This is a genomic window from Streptacidiphilus anmyonensis, assembly GCF_000787855.1.
GTDB lineage: Bacteria > Actinomycetota > Actinomycetes > Streptomycetales > Streptomycetaceae > Streptacidiphilus > Streptacidiphilus anmyonensis.
In genome coordinates, this window is the sequence record NZ_BBPQ01000007.1 from 128,638 (window position 1) to 150,493 (window position 21,856).

A 21,856-nucleotide genomic window follows, 5' to 3' on the forward strand; every position below is an offset into this window, starting at 1 on the left:
GGCTCGGAAGGAAGCGCAGGGCAGGATGCTTGATCTCGATCCGCCGTTCCGGCCGGTCCGGCAGCAGGACGGCTACCTCCCCCTGGAGGACCTCGGGCTCATCGGGGACGGCAGCACGGCGGCCCTGGTCGGGCTGGACGGCTCCATCCCCTGGATGTGCCTGCCCCGCTTCGGCTCCGACCCGCTCTTCTGCGGCCTGCTCGACCACGCCCGGGGCGGGCACTTCACCGTCGCGCCGATCGACCTGGTCGAGGCCCGGCAGCGCTACGAGCCCGACACCGGCGTCCTGGTGACGGAGATGCGCAGCCCCACCGGCGTGGTCCGGGTCACCGACGCGCTGGCGCTGCGCTCCGGCGCCGACCTGACCGACGACGCGCCCCAGAGCCGGGGCGAGCTGGTGCGTTCCGCGGTCGTGCTGGACGGCGAGGTCCGGCTGCGGGTCGACCTGGAGCCGCGCGGCGGCGCGCTGGCCCGGGCGCTGTTCAGCGGGCTGGAGGTGCAGGTGCCCCGGCGGCCGGACCTCCAACTGCACCTGCGCTGCAACCGGCCGCTGGAGTCCCTGCACAGCAGCCACGCACTGCGCGCGGGCGAGCGACTCGACCTGGTCCTGTCCTGGGGGCGCTTCCACCGCCACCACCGGTTCGACGCGCAGGCGATGCTGCACGAGACCGCGGCGGCCTGGCGGCGCTGGATGACCGGCTTCGACTACCAGGGGCCGCAGGAGCCGCTGGTGCGCCGCTCCGCCATCACGCTCAAGCTGTGCGACGACTGGGCCAACGGCTCGCTGGTCGCGGCCCCGACCTCCTCGCTGCCCGCGCCCGTCGGCGGGGTGCGCAACTGGGACTACCGCTACACCTGGATCCGCGACGCCGCCTACGCGGTCTTCGCCATGCGCCGCATCGGCTTCGCGGGGGAGGCCGACGCCTTTCTCGGCTGGGTGCTCGACGCCTTCGAACGCAGCGGCCGGCCCCGCATCATGTACGACCTCGACGGCCGTCTGGTGCCCGACGAGGTCGAGGACGCCGAACTGGAGGGCTACCGGCGCTCGGCCCCCGTGCGCTGGGGCAACGGCGCGGCCGACCAGCGCCAGCACGACGTCTACGGCGAGGTGCTGGACTGCGCCGACCAGTGGCTGCGCGCCGGCGGCCGTCTGGAGCCCGCCCTGTGGGCCGGTCTGGCCGGCCTCGCGGACGCCGCCGAGAAGGCGTGGATCCAGCCCGACCAGGGCATCTGGGAGGTCCGCAGCGAGGGCCGGGTGTTCACGTACTCGGCCGGGATGTGCCAGGTGGCCCTGGACCGGGCGGCCCTGATCGGCGAGCGGCTCGGGCGCACCGAGCGGACCGCGGCCTGGCGGGCCGCGGCCGAGAGGCTTCGCGAGCGGATCCTCACGGAGTCCTGGGACGAGGACGCCCAGACCCTCAGCGAGCACCTGGACGGCGGCGGCGCGCTCGACGCCAGCCTGCTGGCGCTCCCGCTGCGCATGGTCGTCCCGGCCGACCACCCGCGCATGGTGGCGACGACAGCCGCCATCGCCGACCGTCTCTCCGCGGGCGACGGCCTGGTCTACCGCTACCTGCACGACCATTCGCCGGACGGCCTGCCCGGCGACGAGGGCGCGTTCGTCCTGTGCAGCTTCTGGCTCGTCGACAACCTGATCGGCCAGGGCCGTCTCGACGAGGCCGGGCAGCTGTACGCGTCGCTGTGCGGCCGGGCGAGCCCGTTGGGGCTGCTGCCGGAGCAGATCGACCCCGTGACGGGAGCGTTCATGGGCAACTTCCCCCAGGCGTTCAGCCACATCGGGATCATCGCCAGCGGAGTGAACCTCAGCCGGGCGACCCTGGCGAGGCCGAAGTGATCGACCGGCTCGTCGTCTTCGGCGCCACGGGCGACCTCAGCGCGCGCTACCTGCTGCCGGGGCTGGCCGCGCTCCAGGCGGGCGGCCACCTCGGCTCCGGCTTCCGCCTGGTCGGCGCCGACCGGGGCCTGGACCGGGGCGACGACCAGGGCGACGACCAGGGCGGTGGGGGCAGCGCGTGGTTCCGCCGCTGGGCGGCCGAACAGCTGGAGCGGCACGCCGCCGACCTCCCGGCCGACGCCCGCCACGCCGTCTGCGCGCAGGCGGAGTACCGGCGCGCCGACGTCACCGATCCCGCCGACGTGGCGTCAGCGATCGCCGGGCCGGGCCCGGTCGCGGTGTATCTCGCCCTGCCCCCGGCCCTGTTCCCCTCCGCCGTCACCGCCCTGCACCGGGCGGGCCTGCCGCCGGGCAGCCGGATCGTGCTGGAGAAGCCCTTCGGCGAGGACCTGGACAGCGCGGTGGAGCTCAACCGGCTGCTGGCGGCCGTCGTGCCCGAGGAGGCGGTGTTCCGGGTCGACCACTTCCTCGCCATGACCACCGTCCAGAACCTCCTCGGCCTCAGGCTCGCCAACCGCGTCCTGGAGCCGATCTGGAACAGCACCCACATCGCCGAGGTGGACATCGTCTGGGACGAGACCCTCGCCCTGGAGGGCCGGGCCGGCTACTACGACGGCGTGGGCGCGCTCAAGGACATGCTGCAGAACCACCTGCTGCAACTGCTCTGCCTGGTCGCCATGGAGCCGCCGGTCAGCCTCGACGAACGCGACCTGCGCAACCGCAAGGTCGACGTGCTGCGGTCGGTGCGTCCCCTGACCGAGGCCGAGGTGCCGCGCCGCACGCGCCGCGCACGCTACACGGCCGGCCGGATCGGGGACCGCGCGATCCCCTCCTACACCGGCGAGGACGGGGTGGATCCCGCCCGAGGCACCGAGACCTTCGCCGAGGTGGAGTTGGAACTGGACAGCTGGCGCTGGGCGGGGACGGTCTTCCGACTCCGCAGCGGCAAGGCGCTCGGAGCCGACCGCAAGGAGGTGGCCGTGCACTTCCGGCACGTCCCCCATCTGCCGTTCGGCGACGACGAGGAGGCCACGCCCAACCTGCTCCGCTTCGGTCTCGACCCCGAGGACCTGACCCTCCGTCTGACCGGCACCGGCTCCCACACCCACACCCTGGCGCCGCTGACGCTCTCCGCCCGCATGGACCCCCCGGAACTGCCTGCCTACGGCCGTCTGCTGCTCGACGTGCTGACGGGAGACCCCGCCCTGTCGATCCGGGGCGACGAGGCCGAGGAGGCGTGGCGGCTCCTCACCCCCGTCCTGTCGGCCTGGTCGCAGGACCTGGTCCCGCTCCAGGAGTACCCGGCCGGCTCCGACGGCCCCGAACCGCACGCGGGAGCAGGAACGCCCTGAGCGTCGACCGGCCGGGGACGGGCGGACCGTCCCCGGCCGGTGCCGATCGACGGTCAGCCGACGCTCAGTGCGTCGCGCAGGAAGCCGACTGCCTGGGTGATGGCGGCTTGGGCGGCGTGGGTGGGGCGGAGGGCGTTGAGCATGACGAAGTCGTGGATGATGCCCTGGTAGCGGACGGCGGTGACGGGGACGCCGGCTTGGCGGAGCTTGTCGGCGTAGGCCTCGCCCTCGTCGCGCAGGACGTCGGCTTCGCCGGTGATGACGAGGGCGGGCGGGAGGTCCTTGAGCTGGTCGAGGGTGGCGCGCAGGGGGCTGGCGGTGATCTGGGCGCGCTGGTTCTCGTCGGTGGTGTACTGGTTCCAGAACCACTGCATGGCGTCGCGGCGCAGGAAGTAGCCTTCGGCGAACTGGTGGTAGGAGGGGGTGTCGAAGCTCGCGTCGGTGACGGGGTAGAAGAGGACCTGGGCGGCGAGGGGGAGGTTGCCGCGTTCCTTGGCCATGAGGGTGAGGGCGGCGGTCATGTTGCCGCCGACGCTGTCGCCGGCGACGGCGATGCGGGTGGTGTCGAGGCCCTTGGTGGCGCCGTGGGTGGTGATCCAGCGGGCGACGGTGTATTTCTGCTCGATGGCGACGGGGTAGCGGGCTTCGGGGGAGAGGTCGTACTCGGGGAAGACGACGGCGGCGTTGGCACCGACGGCGAGTTCGCGTACGAGGCGGTCGTGGGTGTGGGCGTTGCCGAAGACCCAGCCGGCGCCGTGGATGTAGAGGATGACGGGCAGGGTGCCGGTGGTGCCGGCGGGCTTGACGATGCGGATCTTGACGGGGCCGGTGGGGCCGTCGGGGACGGTGGTCCACTCCTCGTCGACGGCCGGCTTGGCGGTCTCGCCGGACTGGACCTCGTCGACGGTCTTGCGGCCCTCGGTCGGGCCGAGGTCGAACAGGTAGGGCGGGTTCGCCGTCGCGTCGGCGAAGGCCTGCGCCTCCGGCTCCAGAACTGGGATGCGGGGCGTGTCGTTGCTCATGACGGACTCCTTGTGGGGAGGGAGCCGGGCGGCTCCGTCTGGTGGATAACCTATGACACGATTTCCTCGTGCACAAGTTAAACGGGAACGTTGTCATCGCCCCGTTGGTAACCTGGAGGGACACGCCCGGAACGGAGAACGCCGATGACCGCCGCCGACACGTCTGACAGCCCTGGCCCCGCCGGCCCCGCCGGTGCTTCGCCGGGCGGGTTCTCAATGCTGCTCGACGACCAGCTCTGCTTCGTGCTCTACGCGGCCTCGCGGGCGGTGACGCAGCGGTACCGGCCGCTGCTGGAGGAGCTCGGCCTGACCTATCCGCAGTACCTGGTGATGCTCGTGCTCTGGGAGCACGGCGTCGTCCCGGTCAAGGACATCGGCGCGGCGCTCCAGCTCGACTACGGCACGCTCACCCCGCTGGTCAAGCGCCTGGAGGCCAACGGACTCGTCCGGCGCGAGCGGTCCCCGGAGGACGAGCGCACCGTCCAGGTGAGCCTGACCGAGCAGGGCGAGGAGATGCGCGAACGCGCCCGCACCGTGCCCTCGGCCATCGGGGACGCCATGGCTCTGCCGCCGCAGGATTTCGACGACGTCAAGCGGATCCTCCGGCAGTTGACACGGAACGTCTCCGGCTGAGCGAGCCGCCCCCGCCGGCGGTCCGCCGACGGCCACCGGCCACCGGCGACAGCACCTCTGACGACCGGTCAGAACGTGGGTGCAGGCTACCGCCACCTGGCTGAACGTTCCGCGTGCCGGTGGCGGCGGGTGGCCCGGCCCTGATTACGGTGTGCGCACGAATGGTGAGGTCCGATCCCAGGGGTGCGCTCATGCGGTTCGTTGCCGGTCGTCTCTCTCGTGCCAGGGTCCTGATGGCGGTGTGCGGCACCGCCGCCGCCGTCCTCGCGCCCGCCGTCGCAGTCGGGCCCGCCGCGCCCGCCGCGTCCGCCGTGTCCTCCGCGGACGCTGCGGGCCGCGAGGGCGCGGCCATCACCGTGACGACCGCTCAGGTCGGCGCGCCGGGGAACCGGGCGGTCGGCGTCGTCCCGTTCACGGACGCGGTCTACCGCTCGTGCGCCGACGCGCCCGCGAGCAGCCGTGGCTGCCTGATGGTCGGGCATGTCGCCAAGCCCTACGAGATCGGCAAGTTCGAGGTCACCGTCGACCAGTGGGTGGCGTTCCTGAACACGGCCGACCCGACCGGCAGCGATCCCCACGGGCTCTACGACGACACCGAGAGCTCGTCCGCCTGGCCGAAGTACGGGCAGATCAACTTCTCCGAGCAGGCCCAGCCCGGCGGGCACTACTCGGTGGCCTACCCGCAGTGGGCCGACAAGCCCTACGGCTTCGCGACCTTCCTGCGGGCCGCGCGCTTCGTCAACTCGCTCTACAACGGCCGGGTGATCTCGAAGACCACCAGCCGGAGCGGCGACTTCCAGTACGTCAGCTACCGCGTCCAGCTGTCCGCGCGCACGGAGAACGGCATGTACGACCTGGCCGACCCGAAGGCCGTGCGAACGCACGGCACCGGGTTCGTCGTGCCGAGCCAGGACGAGTGGATCAAGGCGGCCTACTACGACCCCCGCGGTGGCGGGACCTTCAGCTACTGGAAGTATCCGACGAACCCGGGCGTCTTCGGCGACGGGGACGCGACCGCGCCCGCGTCCACCGTGCTCAACCCGGACACGGGCGACGTGACCAACGCGTCGACCCAGCCACTGGCCTCCTATCACGCCGACGGCCAGCCTGCGCCGAGCTGGTGCCCGGGGCAGATCTCGCGCGAGGCGTGTGCGACGGTCAACCCGCTGGGGTTGGACCCGATCGCGTACGCCGCGCTCTACCAGGGCAGCCTCAGCACGGTGGGCCAGGCCCGCACCACCTCGCCGTGGGGCACGCTCGACCAGGGCGGCAACGCCGTCGAATGGACCGACACGATCACCCCGCCCCCGTCCGGGGGGAGCTCGGCCCGGGTGTGGCGGAGGCTGCACGGCGGGATCTCCAACGCCTCGGCGTACCAGATGTGGCCCTCGGCGGTCGGGCTCCAGCCGCAGGACAACGTCTTCTTCAACCACACCTACCCGTGGCTGGGCATCCGGATCGGAGTCGTCGGCGACCTGGAGCCCTGCCCGGCAGGCTGAGCGAACCGCCTGCCGGTGGTCACAGTTCGGTCCCTGGGACGCCAGAAGGTGATCAAGGTGCCCACGAGCGGCTACGCTGCGCCCGTGGCTCGAATGAAGATCAAGAAAGCGCTGATCGAATCCCGCCAGGACGCTGCCTGCAGCGCCGCCGTCGCCCTCGCCCTCGGGCTTCTGACGGGCTGGCCCTGGCAGTCCTGGCTCTCCTTGGCCGTCGCCCTCGTCGGCGGATCGATCTGCTACAACCTGTGGCTCGTGTCGAATCCGCACGCGCACGCGCGGCGCACCGCGAAGAGGGCAGCCCGCCGTAAGCGCAGGGCTGCCCCACGACGCAGCTGAGGGCTGGTCAACCCAGCTGAGGCATCACCTGGTCCGCGATGAGCGCCAGGTGCTCCAGGTCGTCGAGATCCAGGATCTGGAGGTAGATCCTGGTGCTGCCGGTCTCCGCATACCGGCCGATCTTCTCGACGACCTCGGCGGGGGTTCCGGCGAGACCGTTCTCCTTGAGTTCCGCGACCTCCCGTCCGATGGCCGCGGCACGGCGGCTCACCTCGGCGTCGTTCCGGTCCACGCACGCGACCAGCGCGTTGCTGTAGACCAGCGAGTCCCGGGCGCGACCGCGTGCCTGCGCGGCCGCGCGGACCCGTGTGATCTGGGCGGCGGTGTCGGCGACGGAGGCGAAGGGGATGTTGAACTCGTCGGCGAAGCGGGCGGCGATGTCAGGCGTGCGTTCGGCGCCCATGCCCCCGATCAGGACGGGGAGCCGCTCCTGTGCGGGTTTCGGCAGCGCGGGAGAGTCCTTGAGCTGGTAGTAGCGGCCCTCGAAGTCGAAGGTCTCGCCCGGCTTGGTCCCCCAGAGGCCGGTGACGATCGCCAGCTGCTCCTCCAGCCGGCCCAGCCTTGCGGCCGGGAAGGGGATGCCGTAGGCCGTGTGCTCGGCCTCGTACCAGCCCGCGCCGAGGCCGAGTTCGATGCGGCCACCGCTCATCTGGTCGACCTGCGCGACCTGGATGGCGAGGACTCCGGGCAGCCGGAAGGTCGCGGCGGTCATGAGCGTCCCCAGGCGGATCCTGGAGGTCTCCCGGGCCAGGCCCGCGAGCGTGATCCAGGCGTCGGTGGGCCCCGGCAGGCCGGCCACGTCGCCCATCTTCAGGTAGTGATCGGAGCGGAAGAACCCGTCGTAGCCCAGGTCCTCGGCGGCTTTGGCCACCCGCAGCAGCGTGCGGTAGTCGGCGCCCTGCTGGGGCTCGGTGAAGATGCGCAGATCCATGCGGCCACGCTACGTCAGAAGCGTTGCGGCGTGGCGATCTGAAAGACGTTGCCGAACGGGTCGCGGACCATCGCGCGGCGATCGCCGTACGGAGTGTCGACGGGCTCCTCCAGGCTCTCCGCGCCGGTCGCCAGCGCCCGGCGGTACCTGGAGTCGACATCGTCGACGTAGACGTACAGGAAGGCGGGGAAGGCCTCGCGCTGGTCCGAACCGGACACCATGACCAAGGAGTCCCCGATGCGCACCTGCGCGGGACGGCCCGGCTGCACCTCGCCCGTGGCGTCGAACACCGCACGCAGGAACGCGACCGCGGCCTCCACGTCGTCGACGAACATGCGCGGCGTCACGGCATGGAAACCATGGGGGAGGGCCGGGTTCATAGCCATGCCGCAAGTCTCGCACCGTGACCCCGTGTCACGCCGAACGCCGAGCCGACGAGTCCGCGACACGGGTCCGCGACCCGGACAGCGCCACGAGCTGGCCGCCGACGGAGCCGTCACCGTACACGGAGCGTGATCAGGGCAATGAGTGCGACAGCGAGGTGCGGTCGGACCGGTCAGGTGCGTCGGCGGTGGATCGCGACCGCCGCGACGTCGTCGGCGAGCCGACCGTGGGTGTGGTCCCGCAGGTCGGCCTCCAGGCGGTTCAGGAGTCCCTCCGGGCGCTCCTGACTCCACGCCGCCGCCCGCTCGGCGAGGGGGTAGAACGATCCGTCGGGGTCCCGGGCCTCGATCACGCCGTCCGTGTAGAGCAGCAGCGTGTCCCCGGCCTCGAAGGTGAACGTCTGCACCGCGTGCTCGGAGGACGCGGCCAGCTCGCCGAGCCCGAGCGGGGGCGCGGGCGTTCCGACGTCGAGCGCTCTGGCGCTGTTCCCGCTCAGCAGCAGGGGCGCGGGATGGCCGCAGTTGACCATGCGGACCTCCGGCTCGTGGTCGGGGATGTCGAGGACCACCGCGGTCACGAACGACTCGTCCTTGTCCTGAGCCGCCGCCCGCCACTGCACGGCGTCCCAGTGCACGGCCCCGTCGAGATGCTCGACGAGCACCCCCAGCGCGGCCTGCCGGTGCGCCGCGGCCCGGAACGCGCCGAGGACCAGGGCGGACAGTCCGATCGCCGTCAGGCCCTTGCCGCGGACATCGCCGATGATCAGTCGCGTCCCCACCCAGGTACGCGCCGCCGCGTACAGGTCTCCGCCCAGTTCGGCCTCCGCGTCGGCGGCGCGGTAGAGCGTGGCGATCTCCAGCGGCCCGCTGAGACTGGGCAGCGGCTGCAGCAGCACCTGCTGCGCGGCCTCCGCCACCGAGCGCACCTGGGTCAGCTCCCGGGCCCGCCTGTCCCGCAGCAGGCAGAAGATCACGGTCAGGATGGTGACGACGACCAAGGCGCTCGCCTGGGCCGTGATGTTCGCGGTGCCGAGGACGCCGCGCTCCACGCCGATGGCCAGTTGGGCTGCCACGGCCAGGGCGCCGATCAGCGCCGTCAGGCGGGCGCCGGCGAACGACGCGGTGATCGTGGGGGCGGCGACCAGCAGCGGGCCGAGATGGATGTCCTGCGGGGCCAGGTCATCGATCACCGAGACCGCGACGATCAGCGCGAGCGGGATCAGCACCAGCGCGTGGCTCGAGCGCCAGGACCGGCGGAAACCGTCGATCAGCCGAGGAGGCATGCTTCATCGTCACCCCTCCGCGACTCCCGCGCCATCTCCTCCGACGACCGCTTCCGGAGAGGATCGCGACGATCCCAGGAGAGCCGCCGGTTCGGCGGGGCTACCCCGATCGAGTGGCGGAACCTCCGGCGCGGGCCTGCCTGGAGGTAGACCGGGGACGCCCCTGCTAGCTTCGGCTGCGTCCTGAAGGAGCCTGCGGTGCGGGAGGCACGTCGGCGTCGGCGCCGACACGGCGGAAGAGGCGGTGCGGGGTGCCTGTGGCAGACAGCGGCAGTCGTCGCGAGGAGCAGGGGCGAAACGGCTTCGGCCGAAGGACCCTGCTCACGGCCGCCGCGGCAGCGGCGGCTTCGGTGGCGTTGGCGGGTCCCGCGCGGGGCGACGCGCTGAAGGAAGGCCACCCGTCCGCCGTCGGCGTCGGCGTCGGCGCCAGCGAGAGCGGCGGATCGGTGGCGCGCTTGCTGGACGTCGCCGAGGGCGACCGCGACCTGGGCTGGATCCGGGACGCGCTCCAGATCGCCGTGGAGCTCGAGCTGTCCACCCTGCCGCCCTACCTGTGCGGATGGTGGTCCGTGCGCGACCGCGACAGCGAGGCCGCGCAGCTGATCCGGCGCATCGTGGACGACGAGATGTACCACCTGGGTGTGGTCTGCAACCTGCTGGCCGCCGTCGGCGGTCAGCCGCGGATCAAGGACGCCGCGCCGATGTACCCCGGTCCGCTGCCCGGCGGGGTGCGACCTGGGGTCACCGTCCGCCTGTCGGGCCTGACGCCGTCCCTGGTGCACGACGTCATGATGGCGATCGAGGCACCCGAGGCGCCGCTCGCCCGCGACGGCGGTCTGACCATCGGCGCCTTCTACGGCGCGCTGCTGGACGCCTTCCAGAGCGTGGCGCCCCCCTTGTCGACGGACGGCCAGCTCTCGGAGCGGATCGGCGCCGACGCCCTGGCGCCCGTGGCGGACCTCGACGCGGTGGCACGTTCCATCGAGATCGTCAGGGAGCAGGGCGAGGGCACCTCGGGCTCCCCGGACGACGCCGTCCAGGACGACCACCTCGCGCACTACTACGCCTTCGCCGAGATCTACCACGGACACCGGTTGCGGCAGAACGACGGCACGTGGGAGTACAGCGGCGACGCGATCCCCTTCCCCGACGCCCGGCCCATGGCCGAGGTGCCGCTCGGCGGCTGGCCCGACCCGCCGGAGCAGGTGGGAGGGCTGCTGGACCGGTTCGACAGCGCCTACGCCACCGTCCTCGAGTCCCTGGAGAGCGCCTGGGGCGGCGGCGGACCGAGCAGCCTGGACGCCGCCGTACGCGCCATGCACGAGCTGGAGTCGACGGCCGTGCAACTGATGGACACGCCGCTGCCGAACGGAACCGGCACCTACGGACCTCAGTTCCGACCCCCCTCCTGAAGGTCCGCACCGAGCGCTTCCCGGCCCCCGACCCCAGCAGGCGACGCCCGTCGTGTCGGTCTCCGGCACCGGCCGGTCCTCCCTCGTCGGATCGTCGGAAGCGTGACGAGGACGTAGGGGAGCTCCAGGGTCGGTCGGTTGACGCACAGTCAACAGACCGGAGCACGGTCGGTCCTGCCTCCGGGGGCGGCGGACGGCTCCTGGGAGTCGCTCGGCGCCCTGCCCGACCCGCTCGTGAGCGGCGACACCGTCACCTGCCAGCCGTAGCACCGCGGTGACCGCTTCGGGATGCCCGCAGGACGTGTGCGATCTATCGTCGTCGTGGGGGGTCAGCGACTGACCAGCTAAGGAGACTCCCATGGCTGTCGTGATGTCGATGCGCTGGGCGGGTGTGACGCCCGACCAGTACGAGTCCGCCCGAGCCGTCGTGCACTGGGAGGACAGGGCTCCCGACGGCGGCATCATGCACGCGTCCTGGTTCGAGGCCGACGGATTGCACGTCGTGGACATCTGGGACACCGAGGCCGCCTTCCAGCAGTTCAGCCTGAAGCGGCTGATGCCCGTCGTCCGCAGGCTCGGTGTCACCGAGGAGCCGCAGGTGAGCTTCTCGCCGTTGCACCGCCGCTTCGTCGGGCCGGGTGTGAGCGGAGCCGCCTGACACAGCGGGTTGAACAGGAGTCAACGGCCGGGCCGGTGCGAGCGGTTGCCGCACCGGCCCGGCCTCTGCTGTGCCTGCTCCGTCCGGGTGCCCGGTCCTCAGCCGCGGCTGAGGACCGAGGTCAGCACCTCGGTCAGGACCTGGACGGGTCGGTCCGACGCGCCGGCGGCGCGCCAGGCGACGAAGCCGTCCGGGCGTACCAGGACCGCGCCGTCGTCGTTCACTCCGTGGGCCTGGGCCCAGCCCGACTCGGCGTCCGGGGCGAGGGCCGGCCCCTGCCCGGACCCGGCGTCGACCGGAAGGCAGTTCAGGGGCAGGCCGAGTGCCTGCGCCACCTGCTGGCCCGCCTCGTGCCAGGACGCGCCGGCCGGGCCGGTCAGCAGCACCGGGCCGCGCTCGTACAGGTCCAGGGTCGACATGCGCGTCCCGTCGGCCACCAGCCACAGGTGCGGGGCGCGGCTACCCGGTTCGCCGCTCGCGCGGAACTGCTCGGGCACGGCGCCGGCGTCGGAGCCGTCGGACGTGTCGGACGCGACGCCGTGGACCGCGCTGGAGCGGTAGCGGTAGCCCAGCACCACGGCCAGCATGCCTGCCTGACGTCCCGTTCCGGGACTGACGTCGTATCCGGGGTGGCGGTGCTCCGCCGAGCGGGCCGAGGCGCGCGCCGCCGTCGCCAGGGCGACGGGGCGTCGTTCGGCGTCGTAGGTCTCCAGCAGCCCGGGGCCGGCCCAGCCCTGCAGCACCGCCGCGAGCTTCCAGGCCAGGTTGTGGGCGTCCTGGATGCCGGTGTTGGAGCCGAACGCGCCGGTGGGGGACATCTCGTGGGCCGAGTCGCCAGCGAGGAAGACCCGCCCGCTGCCGTAGCGGTCCGCCACCCGTTCGGCGGCGTGCCAGGGCGCCTTTCCGGTGATCTCGACCTCCAGATCGGGCACGCCCGTCGCGGCGCGGATCAGCGCCGTGCAGCGCTCGTCGGTGAAGTCCTCCAGGGTCTCGCCGCTGTCGGGCCGCCAGGGGGCGTGGAACACCCACGCCTCCTTGTTGTCGACCGGCAGCAGCGCGCCCGAGCCCTCGGGATTCCTCAGGTAGCAGACGATGAAGCGGCGGTCTCCGACCGCGTCGGCCAGGCGTTTGGCGCGGAAGGTGATGCTGACGTTGTGGAACAGGTCGCCCTTGCCGCTGTGGCCGATGCCCAGCCGCTCCCGGATCGGGCTGTGCGGCCCGTCGGCCGCGACGAGGTACTGCGCCCGGACGGTCCTGGTCCGGCCGGTCGCGCGTTCCTTGACGACGGCGGTCACCCCGTCCCCGTCCTGCTCGAACGACTCGAGCTCGGCGCCGAAGCGGATGTCGGCGCCGAGCTCCCGGGTGGCGGCCAGCAGTACCGGCTCCAGGTCGTTCTGGGAGCACAGGCACCAGCCGGCCGGGCTGAGCCGGGAGAGGCCGCCGCCGGGGTCGATCTGGCGGAACAGCCACTCCTGCTCGGCGCCGGTGAGCGTGTCGGCCTGGAGGATGCCGTGGTTCTCCGCGAGCACCGAGGCGGCCTCGTGGATGCGCTGCTCGACTCCGGCGGTGCGGAACAGCTCCATCGTCCGTACGTTGTTGCCGCGTCCGCGCGGATGCTGCGAGGTGCCCGCGTGGCGTTCCACCAGGAGGTGCGGGACGCCGAGGCGGCCGAGGAACAGCGAGGTGGACAGCCCCACGAGGGAGCCTCCGGAGATCAGCACGGGGACGTGGTCATCGACCTTGGTCATGGGGAATGGGCTCCGAGTTCGGCGAGGAGGCGGTGCGGGCACGGCGCACCGCGGTGCGGTCGCACGGCGGGGTGGGAGGCCCTTCGCGCGCCTGAACTGCATGTGTCCCCGGCGGCCGTGGCGTTGACCGGTTCTTCACTCGGTTGACGTACACAGCGCGCAGCCTCGGCGGACGTGTCGAAGGATCGAGTACGTAGCACCGATTCTCGGCATATGCCGACGATCCCCGTCGCGGGCGTGGACGCCCCGACCGCGTGCCCCCTGGCGGCGCCACCCGTTCCCCAGCGAGAACGGGGCACGGACGCCGCGGGCGAGAGGAAGCAACGACTGTGGTGACCACGGACGACACCAAGAACCCCATGCCCACCTCGGCGGACGGCCACCTTCGGGTGGTGCTCCTGCTGGACGTCCACGAGGGCCAGGAACAGCGTTTCCTGGCGGCCTACGACCAGATACGCCATCAGGTGGCGAGCGTGCCCGGACACATCAGCGACCAGCTGTGCCAGTCCCTGGGCAACTCCTCCCAATGGCTCATCACCAGTGAGTGGGAGAGCGCCGAGCCCTTCCTGAGCTGGGTGGACAGCGACGCCCACCGCGCGCTGGTCGAGCCGCTGCACAACTGCGTGACCGACACCCGCTCGCTGCGGTTCGTCATCGCCCGGCAGACCCCGGAGACCGGCTTCGGGCACGGCCGGGGCCCCTCCGAGCGTGCCGCCCGCGCCGCGCGTGCCGCGGCCGGCGTGACGCCGGGCCGGCCGGTGACCGGACGTCCCGCGCGCAGCACCGACCCGCTGCCGGCCCCGCCGCTGGCGAGCGGCGGCCTGGTGCGCCACGCGATCGCGTTCACGGTGAAGCCGGGCAGCGAGGAGCGGGTGGCGGAGATCCTGTCGGGCTACGAGTCGCCCAGGGCGCAGGTCGACGAGACGACGCGGCTGTGCCGCACCTCGCTGTTCATGCGCGGCAACCAGGTGGTGCGGGCCGTCGAGGTCAAGGGAGACCTGGGCAACGCCCTGCGGCACGTGGCCATGCAGCCGGAGGTCCGGCGTGTCGAGGAGGCCATCAACCCGTATCTGGAGGAGGCCCGCGACCTGGCCGACCCCACCTCTGCCCGCGCCTTCTTCGCCCACGCGGCCCTGCCCGCCGTGCGGCACGCCGCCGACGGCCGGCCCGCCGACGGCGGCGAGGTCACCCGGCACGCGTTCCTCTACCCGGTCAGACGCGGCCATGCGGTGGACGCGGCACGGCTGTTGGGGGAGCACGACGTCAAGGCCGCGGCCGCGGCCGGCAGTCCGCTGGCGCAGAGCACCATGTTCGCGCGCGACGACCTGCTGATGCGCATGGTCGACCTGCGCCGGCCGTACCAGGAGGTCCCCGGGCACGCCGCGGGCCTCGACTCCGGGACGGTGGAGCAGCTCCGCCTCCACCTGGACTTCGGCGATCCGACGTTCGCCGCCGACGAGCCCGCGCTGGCGCGGTTCCTGGCCGGGTGCGCGATGCGCCCGATCACCGACCGCGTCTCCGCCTCGTCCTGAGCACCGTCCTTTCGTACGAACCGTTCGTACGCACAGTTCGGGAGAGAGTCATGACCACTCAACCCACCCGTATCGTCAGCCTCGGTGACGTCCCACCCAACCGACGCCGCGGCGGCGACCTGCGCGCCATGCTCACCCCCACCACGGTCGGGGCGACCAGCGGATTCATGGGCCTCGCGCTGATCGAGCCCGGCGAGCGCATCGGCGAGCACTACCACCCGTACTCCGAGGAGTTCGTGTTCGTCGTGGCCGGGGAGCTCGAGGTGGACCTGGACGGCGAGGCGCACCCGCTCCGTCCCGAGCAGGGGCTGCTGATCCCGCGTGACATGCGGCACCGCTTCCGCAACGTCGGCGCCGCGCAGGCCCGGATGGTGTTCCACCTGGGTCCGCTCGCGCCGCGCCCGGAGCTCGGGCACGTCGACACCGAGGACGGGCAGGAACCGTCCGCCGACGCGCGGGCGGCGAGCATATGACGCGCCGCGTGGCGGTGACGGGACTGGGCGTGGTCGCCCCCGGCGGCGTCGGCGTCCCGGCCTTCTGGGACCTGCTGACCGCCGGGCGCACCGCGACCCGGGGGATCTCCCTCTTCGACGCGGCGGCGTTCCGCTCCCGGATCGCGGCCGAGTGCGACTTCGAGCCGCTGGCCGGCGGCCTCGACCCCGAGACGGCGGCGCGCACCGACCGGTACGTGCAGTTCGCGCTCGTCGCGGCGGCCGAGGCGCTGCGGGACTCCGGGCTCGACACCTCCCGGCTGGACGGCTGGCGGATGGGCGTGTCGCTGGGGTCGGCCGTGGGCGGGACCACCCGGCTCGAACACGACTACGTCGCCGTCAGCGAGCACGGCGCCCGCTGGGACGTGGAACCCGGCGCTTCGGGGCCGCACCTGCACCGGGCCTTCTCGCCCAGCACGCTCGGCTCCGAGGTCGCCGAGTTCGTGGGGGCCCACGGGCCGGTGCAGACGGTCTCGACCGGCTGCACCTCGGGCCTGGACGCCGTCGGACACGCCTTCGCGAGCATCGTCGAGGGCAAGGCCGACATCGTCGTGGCCGGTGCGTCGGAGTCGCCGATCTCCCCGATCACCGTGGCGTGCTTCGACGCCATCAAGGCGACCTCGACGCGCAACGACGACCCGGCCCACGCCTCCCGGCCTTTCGACGCGGAACGCGACGGCTTCGTGCTCGGCGAGGGCGCGGCGGTGCTGCTCCTTGAGGAGCGCGAGCACGCCCTGGCCCGCGGGGCGCGGATCTACTGCGAGATCAGCGGATTCGCGACCTTCGGCAACGCGTACCACATGACCGGGCTGACCGCCGAGGGCCGGGAGATGTCCGAGGCCATCGACCGGGCGCTGGAGCAGGCCCGGGTCTCGCCGGGCGAGGTGGACTACGTCAACGCCCACGGCTCGGGCACGCGGCAGAACGACCGGCACGAGACGGCGGCGGTCAAACGCTCACTGGGGGAGCACGCCTACGCGGTGCCGATGAGCTCCATCAAGTCGATGGTCGGCCACTCGCTGGGCGCCATCGGCGCGATCGAGCTGGCCGCCTGCGCCCTGGCCATCGCCCACGGCGTGGTGCCGCCGACCGCCAACTACGAGACCCCCGACCCCGAGTGCGACCTGGACTACGTGCCGCGCACGGCCCGGCAGCAGCGCCTGCGCAACGTGCTGTCCGTCGGCAGCGGGTTCGGCGGCTTCCAGTCCGCGGTCGTGCTCACCCATCCCGACCGGAGGCTGCCATGAGACGCAGCAGCGACACGCCGCCGCGGGCCGTGATCACCGGCGCGGGCGTCATCGCGCCCAACGGCAGCGGCTGCGACGGCTTCTGGAAGGCCGTGCTGCAGGGGACCGTCGCGCTGGACCGGGTCAGCCGCGAGGGCTGCACCCATCTGCCGCTGCGCGTCGCCGGCGAGGTCCGGGGCTTCGAACCCGAACCGCTGGTCGAGAGCCGCTTCCTGGTGCAGACCGACCGGTTCACGCACTTCGCCATGGCCGCCGCGGACCTCGCCCTCGAGGACGCCCGGCTCACCGGGGACCCGCAGGCGCCCTTCACCATCGGCGTGACCACCGCCGCAGGCTCCGGCGGCGGCGAGTTCGGCCAGCGTGAACTCCAGGAACTGTGGGGAAACGGGCCGCACTTCGTCGGCCCCTACCAGTCCATCGCGTGGTTCTACGCCGCCAGCACCGGCCAGATCTCGATCCGCGGCGGCTTCCGCGGACCCTGCGGCGTGCTGGCCAACGACGAGGCCGGCGGGCTGGACGTGTTCGCCCACGCCCGCCGCGCCCTCGGGCACGGCACCAGAGCCGTGGTGACCGGCGCGACCGAGGCCCCGCTCGCCCCCTACTCGATGGTCTGCCAGCTCGGCTACCCCGAGCTCAGCCTCGCCGAGGACCCGCATCGGGCGTACCTCCCCTTCACGGAACACGCCTGCGGCTTCTCGCCCGCCGAGGGCGGCGCCATGTTCGTGGTGGAGGACGAGGACTGGGCCCGCCGACGCGACGCCCGCATCCGCGCCCAGGTCGTCGGCCACGCCTCGACGTTCACCGGCACGCGGTCCTGGGAGCACTCGCGGCAGGGGCTGGCCAGGGCCATCCAAGGCGCCCTGGACGACGCCGGCTGCGACCCGGAGGAGGTGGACGTGGTCTTCGCGGACGCCCTCGGCGTCCCGGCCGCCGACCAGGCCGAAGCGCTCGCCATCAGCGACGCGCTGGGGGTGCGGGCCGCCGACGTCCCGGTGACCGCCCCCAAGGCCGGGTTCGGCCGCGCGTTCTCGGCCGCCTCGGCCCTCGACGTCGCCGCGGCGGTCTTCGCCCTGGAGCACGGCGCGGTGCCGCCCACCCCCAACGTCGCGGAGGTCCGCGTCGACCTCGACGTGGTCACCGGCCACGCCCGCAGCGTGCCGCTGCGGACGGCGCTGGTGCTCAGCCGCGGCCTGATGGGCTGCAACTCGGCGCTGGTGCTGCGCCGCGCGGACGACGGCGGCCACTCCTGACCGCCTCGTGCCGCTCCCGACCCGAACGAAGGAGAACCCCATGAACGGCCCTGTGACCTACGACGAACTCGCCTCCCTGATGAAGGGCCGCGCCGGCCTGGACGTGGACACCGCGACCCTGGAGGAGCGGCCCGACGCCGAGTTCGCCGTGTTCGACCTCGACTCGCTCGGCCTGCTCGGCATCGTCTCCGAGCTGGAGAAGCGCTACGGCCGCTCCATCGGCGGCGAGCCGGAGATGGCCAAGACCCCCCGCGCCTTCCTCACCATCGTCAACGAGCAGCTCAAGGCTGGAGTGTGACATGTCCGGACACACCGACAACACCATCACCATCGCGGCCCCGCTGGACCTCACCTGGGATCTGACGAACGATCTCGAGAGCTGGCCGTCGCTCTTCACCGAGTACGCGTCCGTCGACGTGCTGGAACGCAACGGCGACAAGGTCACCTTCCGGCTGACCATGCACCCCGACGAGAACGGCGCCGTCTGGTCCTGGGTCTCCCAGCGCGAGGCCGACCGGCCCGCGTTGACGGTGCGGGCCCACCGGGTCGAGACCGGCCCGTTCGAGCACATGGACATCACCTGGCACTACCAGGAGCTACCCGGCGGCACCTCGATGCGCTGGGTCCAGGACTTCTCCATGAAGCCCACCGCGCCCGTGGACGACGCCGGCATGACCGAGCTCATCAACCGCAACTCCCGGGTGCAGATGGAGGTCATCCGCGACAAGGTCGAGCGGCGCGCCAAGGAGGCGGGCTGGAGCTCGTCCCAGCCCCTGCCGCGCTGAGAGGGAGGAACCCCCTGATGCACCGCGCACTGATCGTCGCCCGCATGAGGCCCGACGCCGCCCACGACATCGCCGCCACCTTCGCGGCCTCCGACAGCGGGGAACTGCCCCAGCTGATCGGCGTCACCGGGCGCAGCCTCTTCCAGTTCGGCGACCTGTACCTGCACCTGATCGAGTCCGAGCAGCCCCCCGGCCCCAAGGTCGCCCGGTACCACGACCACCCGGAGTTCCGCGACGTCAGCGAGCGGCTCGCCGCCTACGTCCAGGCCTACGACCCGGACACCTGGCGTGAGCCCAAGGACGCGATGGCCCGCGAGTTCTACCGGTGGGAGCGGAACCCGGACTGACCCCGGCCCGCGCCGCACCCCGGTCGGCCCGGTGCCACCCGTACGTGGAAGGAACCAGCATGGTCGACGTCGAAGGACCGACTGACGCGTGGGTCCGCTGTGACCAGTGCGTCCGGCTCATCTACGACAAACGGTTCATCCGCTCCCTGCGCGTGTGCCCCGACTGCGGCACGCATGCCCGGCTCACCGCGCCCCAGCGTCTGGACCAGCTTCTGGACCCGGGCTCCGCGCTGCCGATTCCCCACATCGACTCCGTGCACGACCCGCTCGACTTCGTCGACACCCGTCCCTACCCCGAGCGGCTGCTCGACGCGCGGGCCGAGACCGGGCTGCACGAGGCCGTGGTCTGCGTGCGCGGCACCGTCGAGGGCTGGCCGGTGGTCGTCGCCGCGATGGACTTCCGCTTCCTCGGCGGGAGTCTGGGGTGCAGCGTGGGAGCCCTGATCACGGAGGCGGCGCGGACCAGCCTGCGGCTGCGCGTCCCCCTGCTGCTGGTCACCGCCTCCGGCGGCGCCCGGATGCAGGAGGGCGCGCTCTCGCTGATGCAGATGGCGAAGACCAGTCAGGCCCTGGCCGAACTGGACGAGGCCGGGATCCTGGTGATCTCGTTGATCACCGATCCGACCTACGGCGGCGTGGCCGCGTCCTTCGCCACCCTGGCGGACGTGATCCTCGCCGAGCCCGGGGCCCGCCTCGGTTTCGCGGGCCCGAGGGTCATCGAGCAGACCATCGGGGAGACCCTGCCGCCGGGCTTCCAGACGGCGGAGTTCCTCCTGCGGCACGGCCTGATCGACGACATCGTGCCCCGGGCGGCCCAGCGAACCGTGCTGGCCCAGCTGCTCGCGCTCCAGGACCACCGAGCCGACCCTGCCGACCCCGCACCGGAGCCTGGACCAGCCCCCGGGCCGGCGGATCTCGTCCGGGACGGCTCGACGGGCCGTGCGCCCGAGCACATCCTGCGCTGCGCCGACCAGGTCCCGGCCGTGGACTCGTGGACGCCCGTGCAGCTGGCGCGCCACTGCGAGCGGCCCACGATCCTGGACTACGCCGCGCACCTGCTCGACGGCTTCCACGAGCTGCACGGCGACCGGCTCGGGGCGGACTGCCCCGCCGTGGTCGGCGGCCCCGGACGGCTCAACGGACGCCCCATCATGCTGATCGGCCATCACAAGGGCGGCAGCCAACTGGCCGAACGGCAGCGCCGGAGCTTCGGCATGCCCTCCCCGGCCGGCTACCGCAAGGCGGCCCGGCTCATGCGGATGGCCGCGAAGCTGCGACTCCCCGTGGTCACGCTCGTCGACACGCCCGGCGCCTACCCCGGCCCCGAGGCGGAGCGCAACGGCCAGGCCGTGGCCATCGCCGAGAACCTGCGCCTGATGGCCGGGCTTCCCGTGCCGATCGTGGCCGTGGTCACCGGCGAGGGCGGCAGCGGCGGGGCGCTCGCTCTCGCGGTCGCGGACCGGGTGCTGATCTGTGAGAACGGGATCTACTCGGTGATCAGCCCGGAGGGATGCGCCGCGATCCTGTGGAAGGACTCCGACGCGGCGTCGACAGCGGCCTCCGCCCTGCGCGTCGGCGCGGCAGAACTCCTGCGTCTCGGTATCGTCAACGGTGTCGTACCGGAGCCCCCAGGCGGTGCGCACACCGATCCCACGCGCGCGGCGGCACTGCTCGGCGCCGCACTGGAGGCCGCTCTCGACGAGCTGGACCCCTGGGAGCCACGGCGTCTGGTCCGAGCGCGCCGTGACCACTTCCACCGCTTCGGCGTCGACGAGCCGAACCGAGCGTTGAAAGAGGTGACCGGTGAAGCCTGACGACGAGTACAAGGAGAACGCCGCGGAGGTGACGGACGCGGACGCGGGAGCGGAGACGGGCGCGGTGCTGGACGCCGTGTGCCGCAGCGTCACCCAGTTGGCCAGGTCCGCGCCCGAGCCGCCACGGCGGATCCGGATGCAGGACGGGCAGACGACCGTCGAGGTCGAGTGGCCGGACCCGCCGCGCGCCGGCGGGGTGCCGGACGCCCTGGGAACGCTCGCCGGGGCGGGGCTGCCGGGTGACCCGGCCGTCCTCGGGGACGATCCGCGCAGCTACGTCCGCGCGCCCATGGTGGGCACCTTCTACCATGCCAGCGCTCCGGACGAGGCGCCGTTCGTCCGCATCGGCGACGTGATCCGACCGGGTCAGCCGGTCGGGGTGCTGGAGGCGATGAAGATGATGAGCACGGTCACCGCCGAGACCGGTGGTCGTGTGGTCGAGATGATCGCCCCCAACGCGCAGCCGGTCGAGTACGACCAGATGCTGATCGCGCTCGAGCCCGTCCCTGTGGAACAGAACGCCTGATCCGCCGTCAGAGGACGGCGGAGGTGGCCGGTTGCGCTTGCCGCAACCGGCCACCGCGCTACCCCGGGGCCCCACGACGGCCCGTCCGCCCTGCGAGGAGGGAGTTGGTCCTCATGTTCTCGACCGTTCTTGTCGCCAACCGCGGAGAGATCGCGCTGCGGGTGGCCCGCGCGTGCCGGGAGCTCGGCATCCGCGTGGTGGCGGTGTACTCCTCCGCGGACCGCGATTCCGCGGTGGTGCGCTTCGCCGACGAGAGCGTGCACATCGGGCCGCCGCCGTCCAAGGACAGCTACCTCAACATCCCGGCCCTCATCGAGGCCGCCCGGCAGACCGGCGCACAGGCCATCCATCCGGGCTACGGCTTCCTGTCGGAGGACCCCGACTTCGCCGAGATCTGCGAGGCCAACGGCATCGTCTTCATCGGGCCGCCCGCGGCCGTGATGCAGCAACTGGGGGACAAGGCCGAGGCCCGCAGGCTGATGGACCTGGCCGGACTGCCCGTGCTGCCCGGCAGCATGGGGGCGCTCGGCTCGGCGGAGGAGGCGAAGGAGCTCGCCGCGAGCGTCGGCTACCCGGTGATCCTCAAGGCCGTCGCGGGCGGTGGCGGTCGCGGCATGGCGGTCGTCCGCGACCCGGCCGATCTGCGACCCGCCTACAACGAGACGCGGGCGCACGCCCGCGCCGTCTTCGGC

At 72.6% G+C, this 21,856-nt stretch carries 23 protein-coding genes; 18 read left to right on the plus strand and 5 right to left on the minus strand.

What is annotated here, in order from left to right:
- Positions 1-25 precede the first annotated feature (25 nt).
- Positions 26-1,855, plus strand: a complete 1,830-nt coding sequence (locus tag TR50_RS10325; RefSeq protein WP_042418104.1) for a glycoside hydrolase family 15 protein — start codon at positions 26-28, stop codon at positions 1,853-1,855.
- The gene (locus TR50_RS10330; RefSeq protein ID WP_042418107.1) at positions 1,852-3,267 is read left to right on the plus strand and encodes a glucose-6-phosphate dehydrogenase; all 1,416 of its coding nucleotides are present in this window, start codon (positions 1,852-1,854) and stop codon (positions 3,265-3,267) included. Before TR50_RS10325 ends, TR50_RS10330 begins: the two co-directional genes overlap by 4 nt.
- Before the next feature lie 53 nt (positions 3,268-3,320).
- On the opposite strand, the gene TR50_RS10335 is transcribed toward TR50_RS10330, so the two are convergent.
- The gene (locus tag TR50_RS10335) at positions 3,321-4,289 is read right to left on the minus strand and encodes an alpha/beta hydrolase (protein ID WP_042418110.1); all 969 of its coding nucleotides are present in this window, start codon (positions 4,287-4,289) and stop codon (positions 3,321-3,323) included.
- A 144-nt stretch (positions 4,290-4,433) separates the two neighbouring features.
- On the opposite strand from TR50_RS10335, the gene TR50_RS10340 reads away from it, so the two are divergent.
- From TR50_RS10340 to TR50_RS10350, 3 genes are all read left to right on the plus strand, one after another.
- Positions 4,434-4,922, plus strand: coding sequence for a MarR family winged helix-turn-helix transcriptional regulator (locus tag TR50_RS10340; RefSeq protein ID WP_439654210.1), 489 nt, complete (start codon positions 4,434-4,436; stop codon positions 4,920-4,922).
- A 191-nt stretch (positions 4,923-5,113) separates the two neighbouring features.
- Positions 5,114-6,421, plus strand: a complete 1,308-nt coding sequence (locus TR50_RS10345) for an SUMF1/EgtB/PvdO family nonheme iron enzyme (RefSeq protein ID WP_236654360.1) — start codon at positions 5,114-5,116, stop codon at positions 6,419-6,421.
- An 84-nt stretch (positions 6,422-6,505) separates the two neighbouring features.
- Positions 6,506-6,757: a hypothetical protein gene (locus TR50_RS10350; protein ID WP_152648341.1), complete on the plus strand. Its 252-nt coding sequence runs from the start codon at positions 6,506-6,508 to the stop codon at positions 6,755-6,757.
- Between the two features lie 7 nt (positions 6,758-6,764).
- Here TR50_RS10350 and TR50_RS10355 read toward each other — a convergent pair whose 3' ends face one another.
- The 3 genes from TR50_RS10355 to TR50_RS10365 form a co-directional block, all read right to left on the minus strand.
- Positions 6,765-7,688, minus strand: a complete 924-nt coding sequence (locus tag TR50_RS10355; RefSeq protein WP_042418119.1) for an LLM class F420-dependent oxidoreductase — start codon at positions 7,686-7,688, stop codon at positions 6,765-6,767.
- A gap of 14 nt (positions 7,689-7,702) precedes the next feature.
- Positions 7,703-8,074, minus strand: coding sequence for a VOC family protein (locus TR50_RS10360; RefSeq protein ID WP_201776811.1), 372 nt, complete (start codon positions 8,072-8,074; stop codon positions 7,703-7,705).
- A gap of 170 nt (positions 8,075-8,244) precedes the next feature.
- A complete protein-coding gene (locus tag TR50_RS10365; protein WP_042418125.1) occupies positions 8,245-9,354 on the minus strand; it encodes a PP2C family protein-serine/threonine phosphatase in 1,110 nt (369 codons plus the stop codon).
- A gap of 251 nt (positions 9,355-9,605) precedes the next feature.
- On the opposite strand from TR50_RS10365, the gene TR50_RS10370 reads away from it, so the two are divergent.
- The 3 genes from TR50_RS10370 (at position 9,606) to TR50_RS10375 (ending at position 11,424) form a co-directional block, all read left to right on the plus strand.
- Positions 9,606-10,766 carry a ferritin-like domain-containing protein gene (locus TR50_RS10370; protein ID WP_236654361.1) on the plus strand — a complete coding sequence of 387 codons (1,161 nt, stop codon included), beginning with the start codon at positions 9,606-9,608 and terminating at the stop codon, positions 10,764-10,766.
- Between the two features lie 138 nt (positions 10,767-10,904).
- Positions 10,905-11,033, plus strand: coding sequence for a hypothetical protein (locus tag TR50_RS49710; RefSeq protein WP_269084788.1), 129 nt, complete (start codon positions 10,905-10,907; stop codon positions 11,031-11,033).
- 91 nt (positions 11,034-11,124) lie between these two features.
- Positions 11,125-11,424 (plus strand): hypothetical protein, encoded by a 300-nt coding sequence (locus tag TR50_RS10375; RefSeq protein ID WP_042418128.1) that lies wholly within the window; start codon positions 11,125-11,127, stop codon positions 11,422-11,424.
- 98 nt (positions 11,425-11,522) lie between these two features.
- On the opposite strand, the gene TR50_RS10380 is transcribed toward TR50_RS10375, so the two are convergent.
- Positions 11,523-13,172 carry an FAD-dependent oxidoreductase gene (locus tag TR50_RS10380; RefSeq protein ID WP_042418131.1) on the minus strand — a complete coding sequence of 550 codons (1,650 nt, stop codon included), beginning with the start codon at positions 13,170-13,172 and terminating at the stop codon, positions 11,523-11,525.
- Positions 13,173-13,504: 332 nt separating this feature from the next.
- Here TR50_RS10380 and TR50_RS10385 point away from each other — a divergent pair, with 332 nt between their 5' ends.
- From TR50_RS10385 to TR50_RS10430, 10 genes are all read left to right on the plus strand, one after another.
- Entirely contained in the window at positions 13,505-14,704 is a 1,200-nt protein-coding gene (locus tag TR50_RS10385; protein WP_063775049.1) for a SchA/CurD-like domain-containing protein, read from the plus strand.
- Positions 14,705-14,754: 50 nt separating this feature from the next.
- Positions 14,755-15,177: a cupin domain-containing protein gene (locus TR50_RS10390; protein WP_042418134.1), complete on the plus strand. Its 423-nt coding sequence runs from the start codon at positions 14,755-14,757 to the stop codon at positions 15,175-15,177.
- Entirely contained in the window at positions 15,174-16,442 is a 1,269-nt protein-coding gene (locus TR50_RS10395) for a beta-ketoacyl-[acyl-carrier-protein] synthase family protein (protein WP_042418136.1), read from the plus strand. The genes TR50_RS10390 and TR50_RS10395 overlap by 4 nt, the downstream gene beginning before the upstream one ends.
- Positions 16,439-17,692: a beta-ketoacyl synthase N-terminal-like domain-containing protein gene (locus TR50_RS10400; RefSeq protein WP_042418139.1), complete on the plus strand. Its 1,254-nt coding sequence runs from the start codon at positions 16,439-16,441 to the stop codon at positions 17,690-17,692. The genes TR50_RS10395 and TR50_RS10400 overlap by 4 nt, the downstream gene beginning before the upstream one ends.
- A gap of 40 nt (positions 17,693-17,732) precedes the next feature.
- A complete protein-coding gene (locus TR50_RS10405; protein ID WP_042418142.1) occupies positions 17,733-17,990 on the plus strand; it encodes a phosphopantetheine-binding protein in 258 nt (85 codons plus the stop codon).
- Position 17,991: 1 nt separating this feature from the next.
- Entirely contained in the window at positions 17,992-18,477 is a 486-nt protein-coding gene (locus tag TR50_RS10410; RefSeq protein ID WP_042418144.1) for an SRPBCC family protein, read from the plus strand.
- 17 nt (positions 18,478-18,494) lie between these two features.
- Positions 18,495-18,824 (plus strand): TcmI family type II polyketide cyclase, encoded by a 330-nt coding sequence (locus TR50_RS10415; RefSeq protein ID WP_042418147.1) that lies wholly within the window; start codon positions 18,495-18,497, stop codon positions 18,822-18,824.
- 59 nt (positions 18,825-18,883) lie between these two features.
- Positions 18,884-20,638 carry an acetyl-CoA carboxylase carboxyl transferase subunit gene (locus TR50_RS10420; protein ID WP_042418150.1) on the plus strand — a complete coding sequence of 585 codons (1,755 nt, stop codon included), beginning with the start codon at positions 18,884-18,886 and terminating at the stop codon, positions 20,636-20,638.
- Positions 20,628-21,164, plus strand: a complete 537-nt coding sequence (locus tag TR50_RS10425; protein ID WP_052440900.1) for an acetyl-CoA carboxylase biotin carboxyl carrier protein — start codon at positions 20,628-20,630, stop codon at positions 21,162-21,164. The genes TR50_RS10420 and TR50_RS10425 overlap by 11 nt, the downstream gene beginning before the upstream one ends.
- 113 nt (positions 21,165-21,277) lie before the next feature.
- Positions 21,278-21,856: biotin carboxylase N-terminal domain-containing protein (locus TR50_RS10430; RefSeq protein WP_042418151.1), on the plus strand; the 579-nt coding region annotated here is incomplete at its 3' end.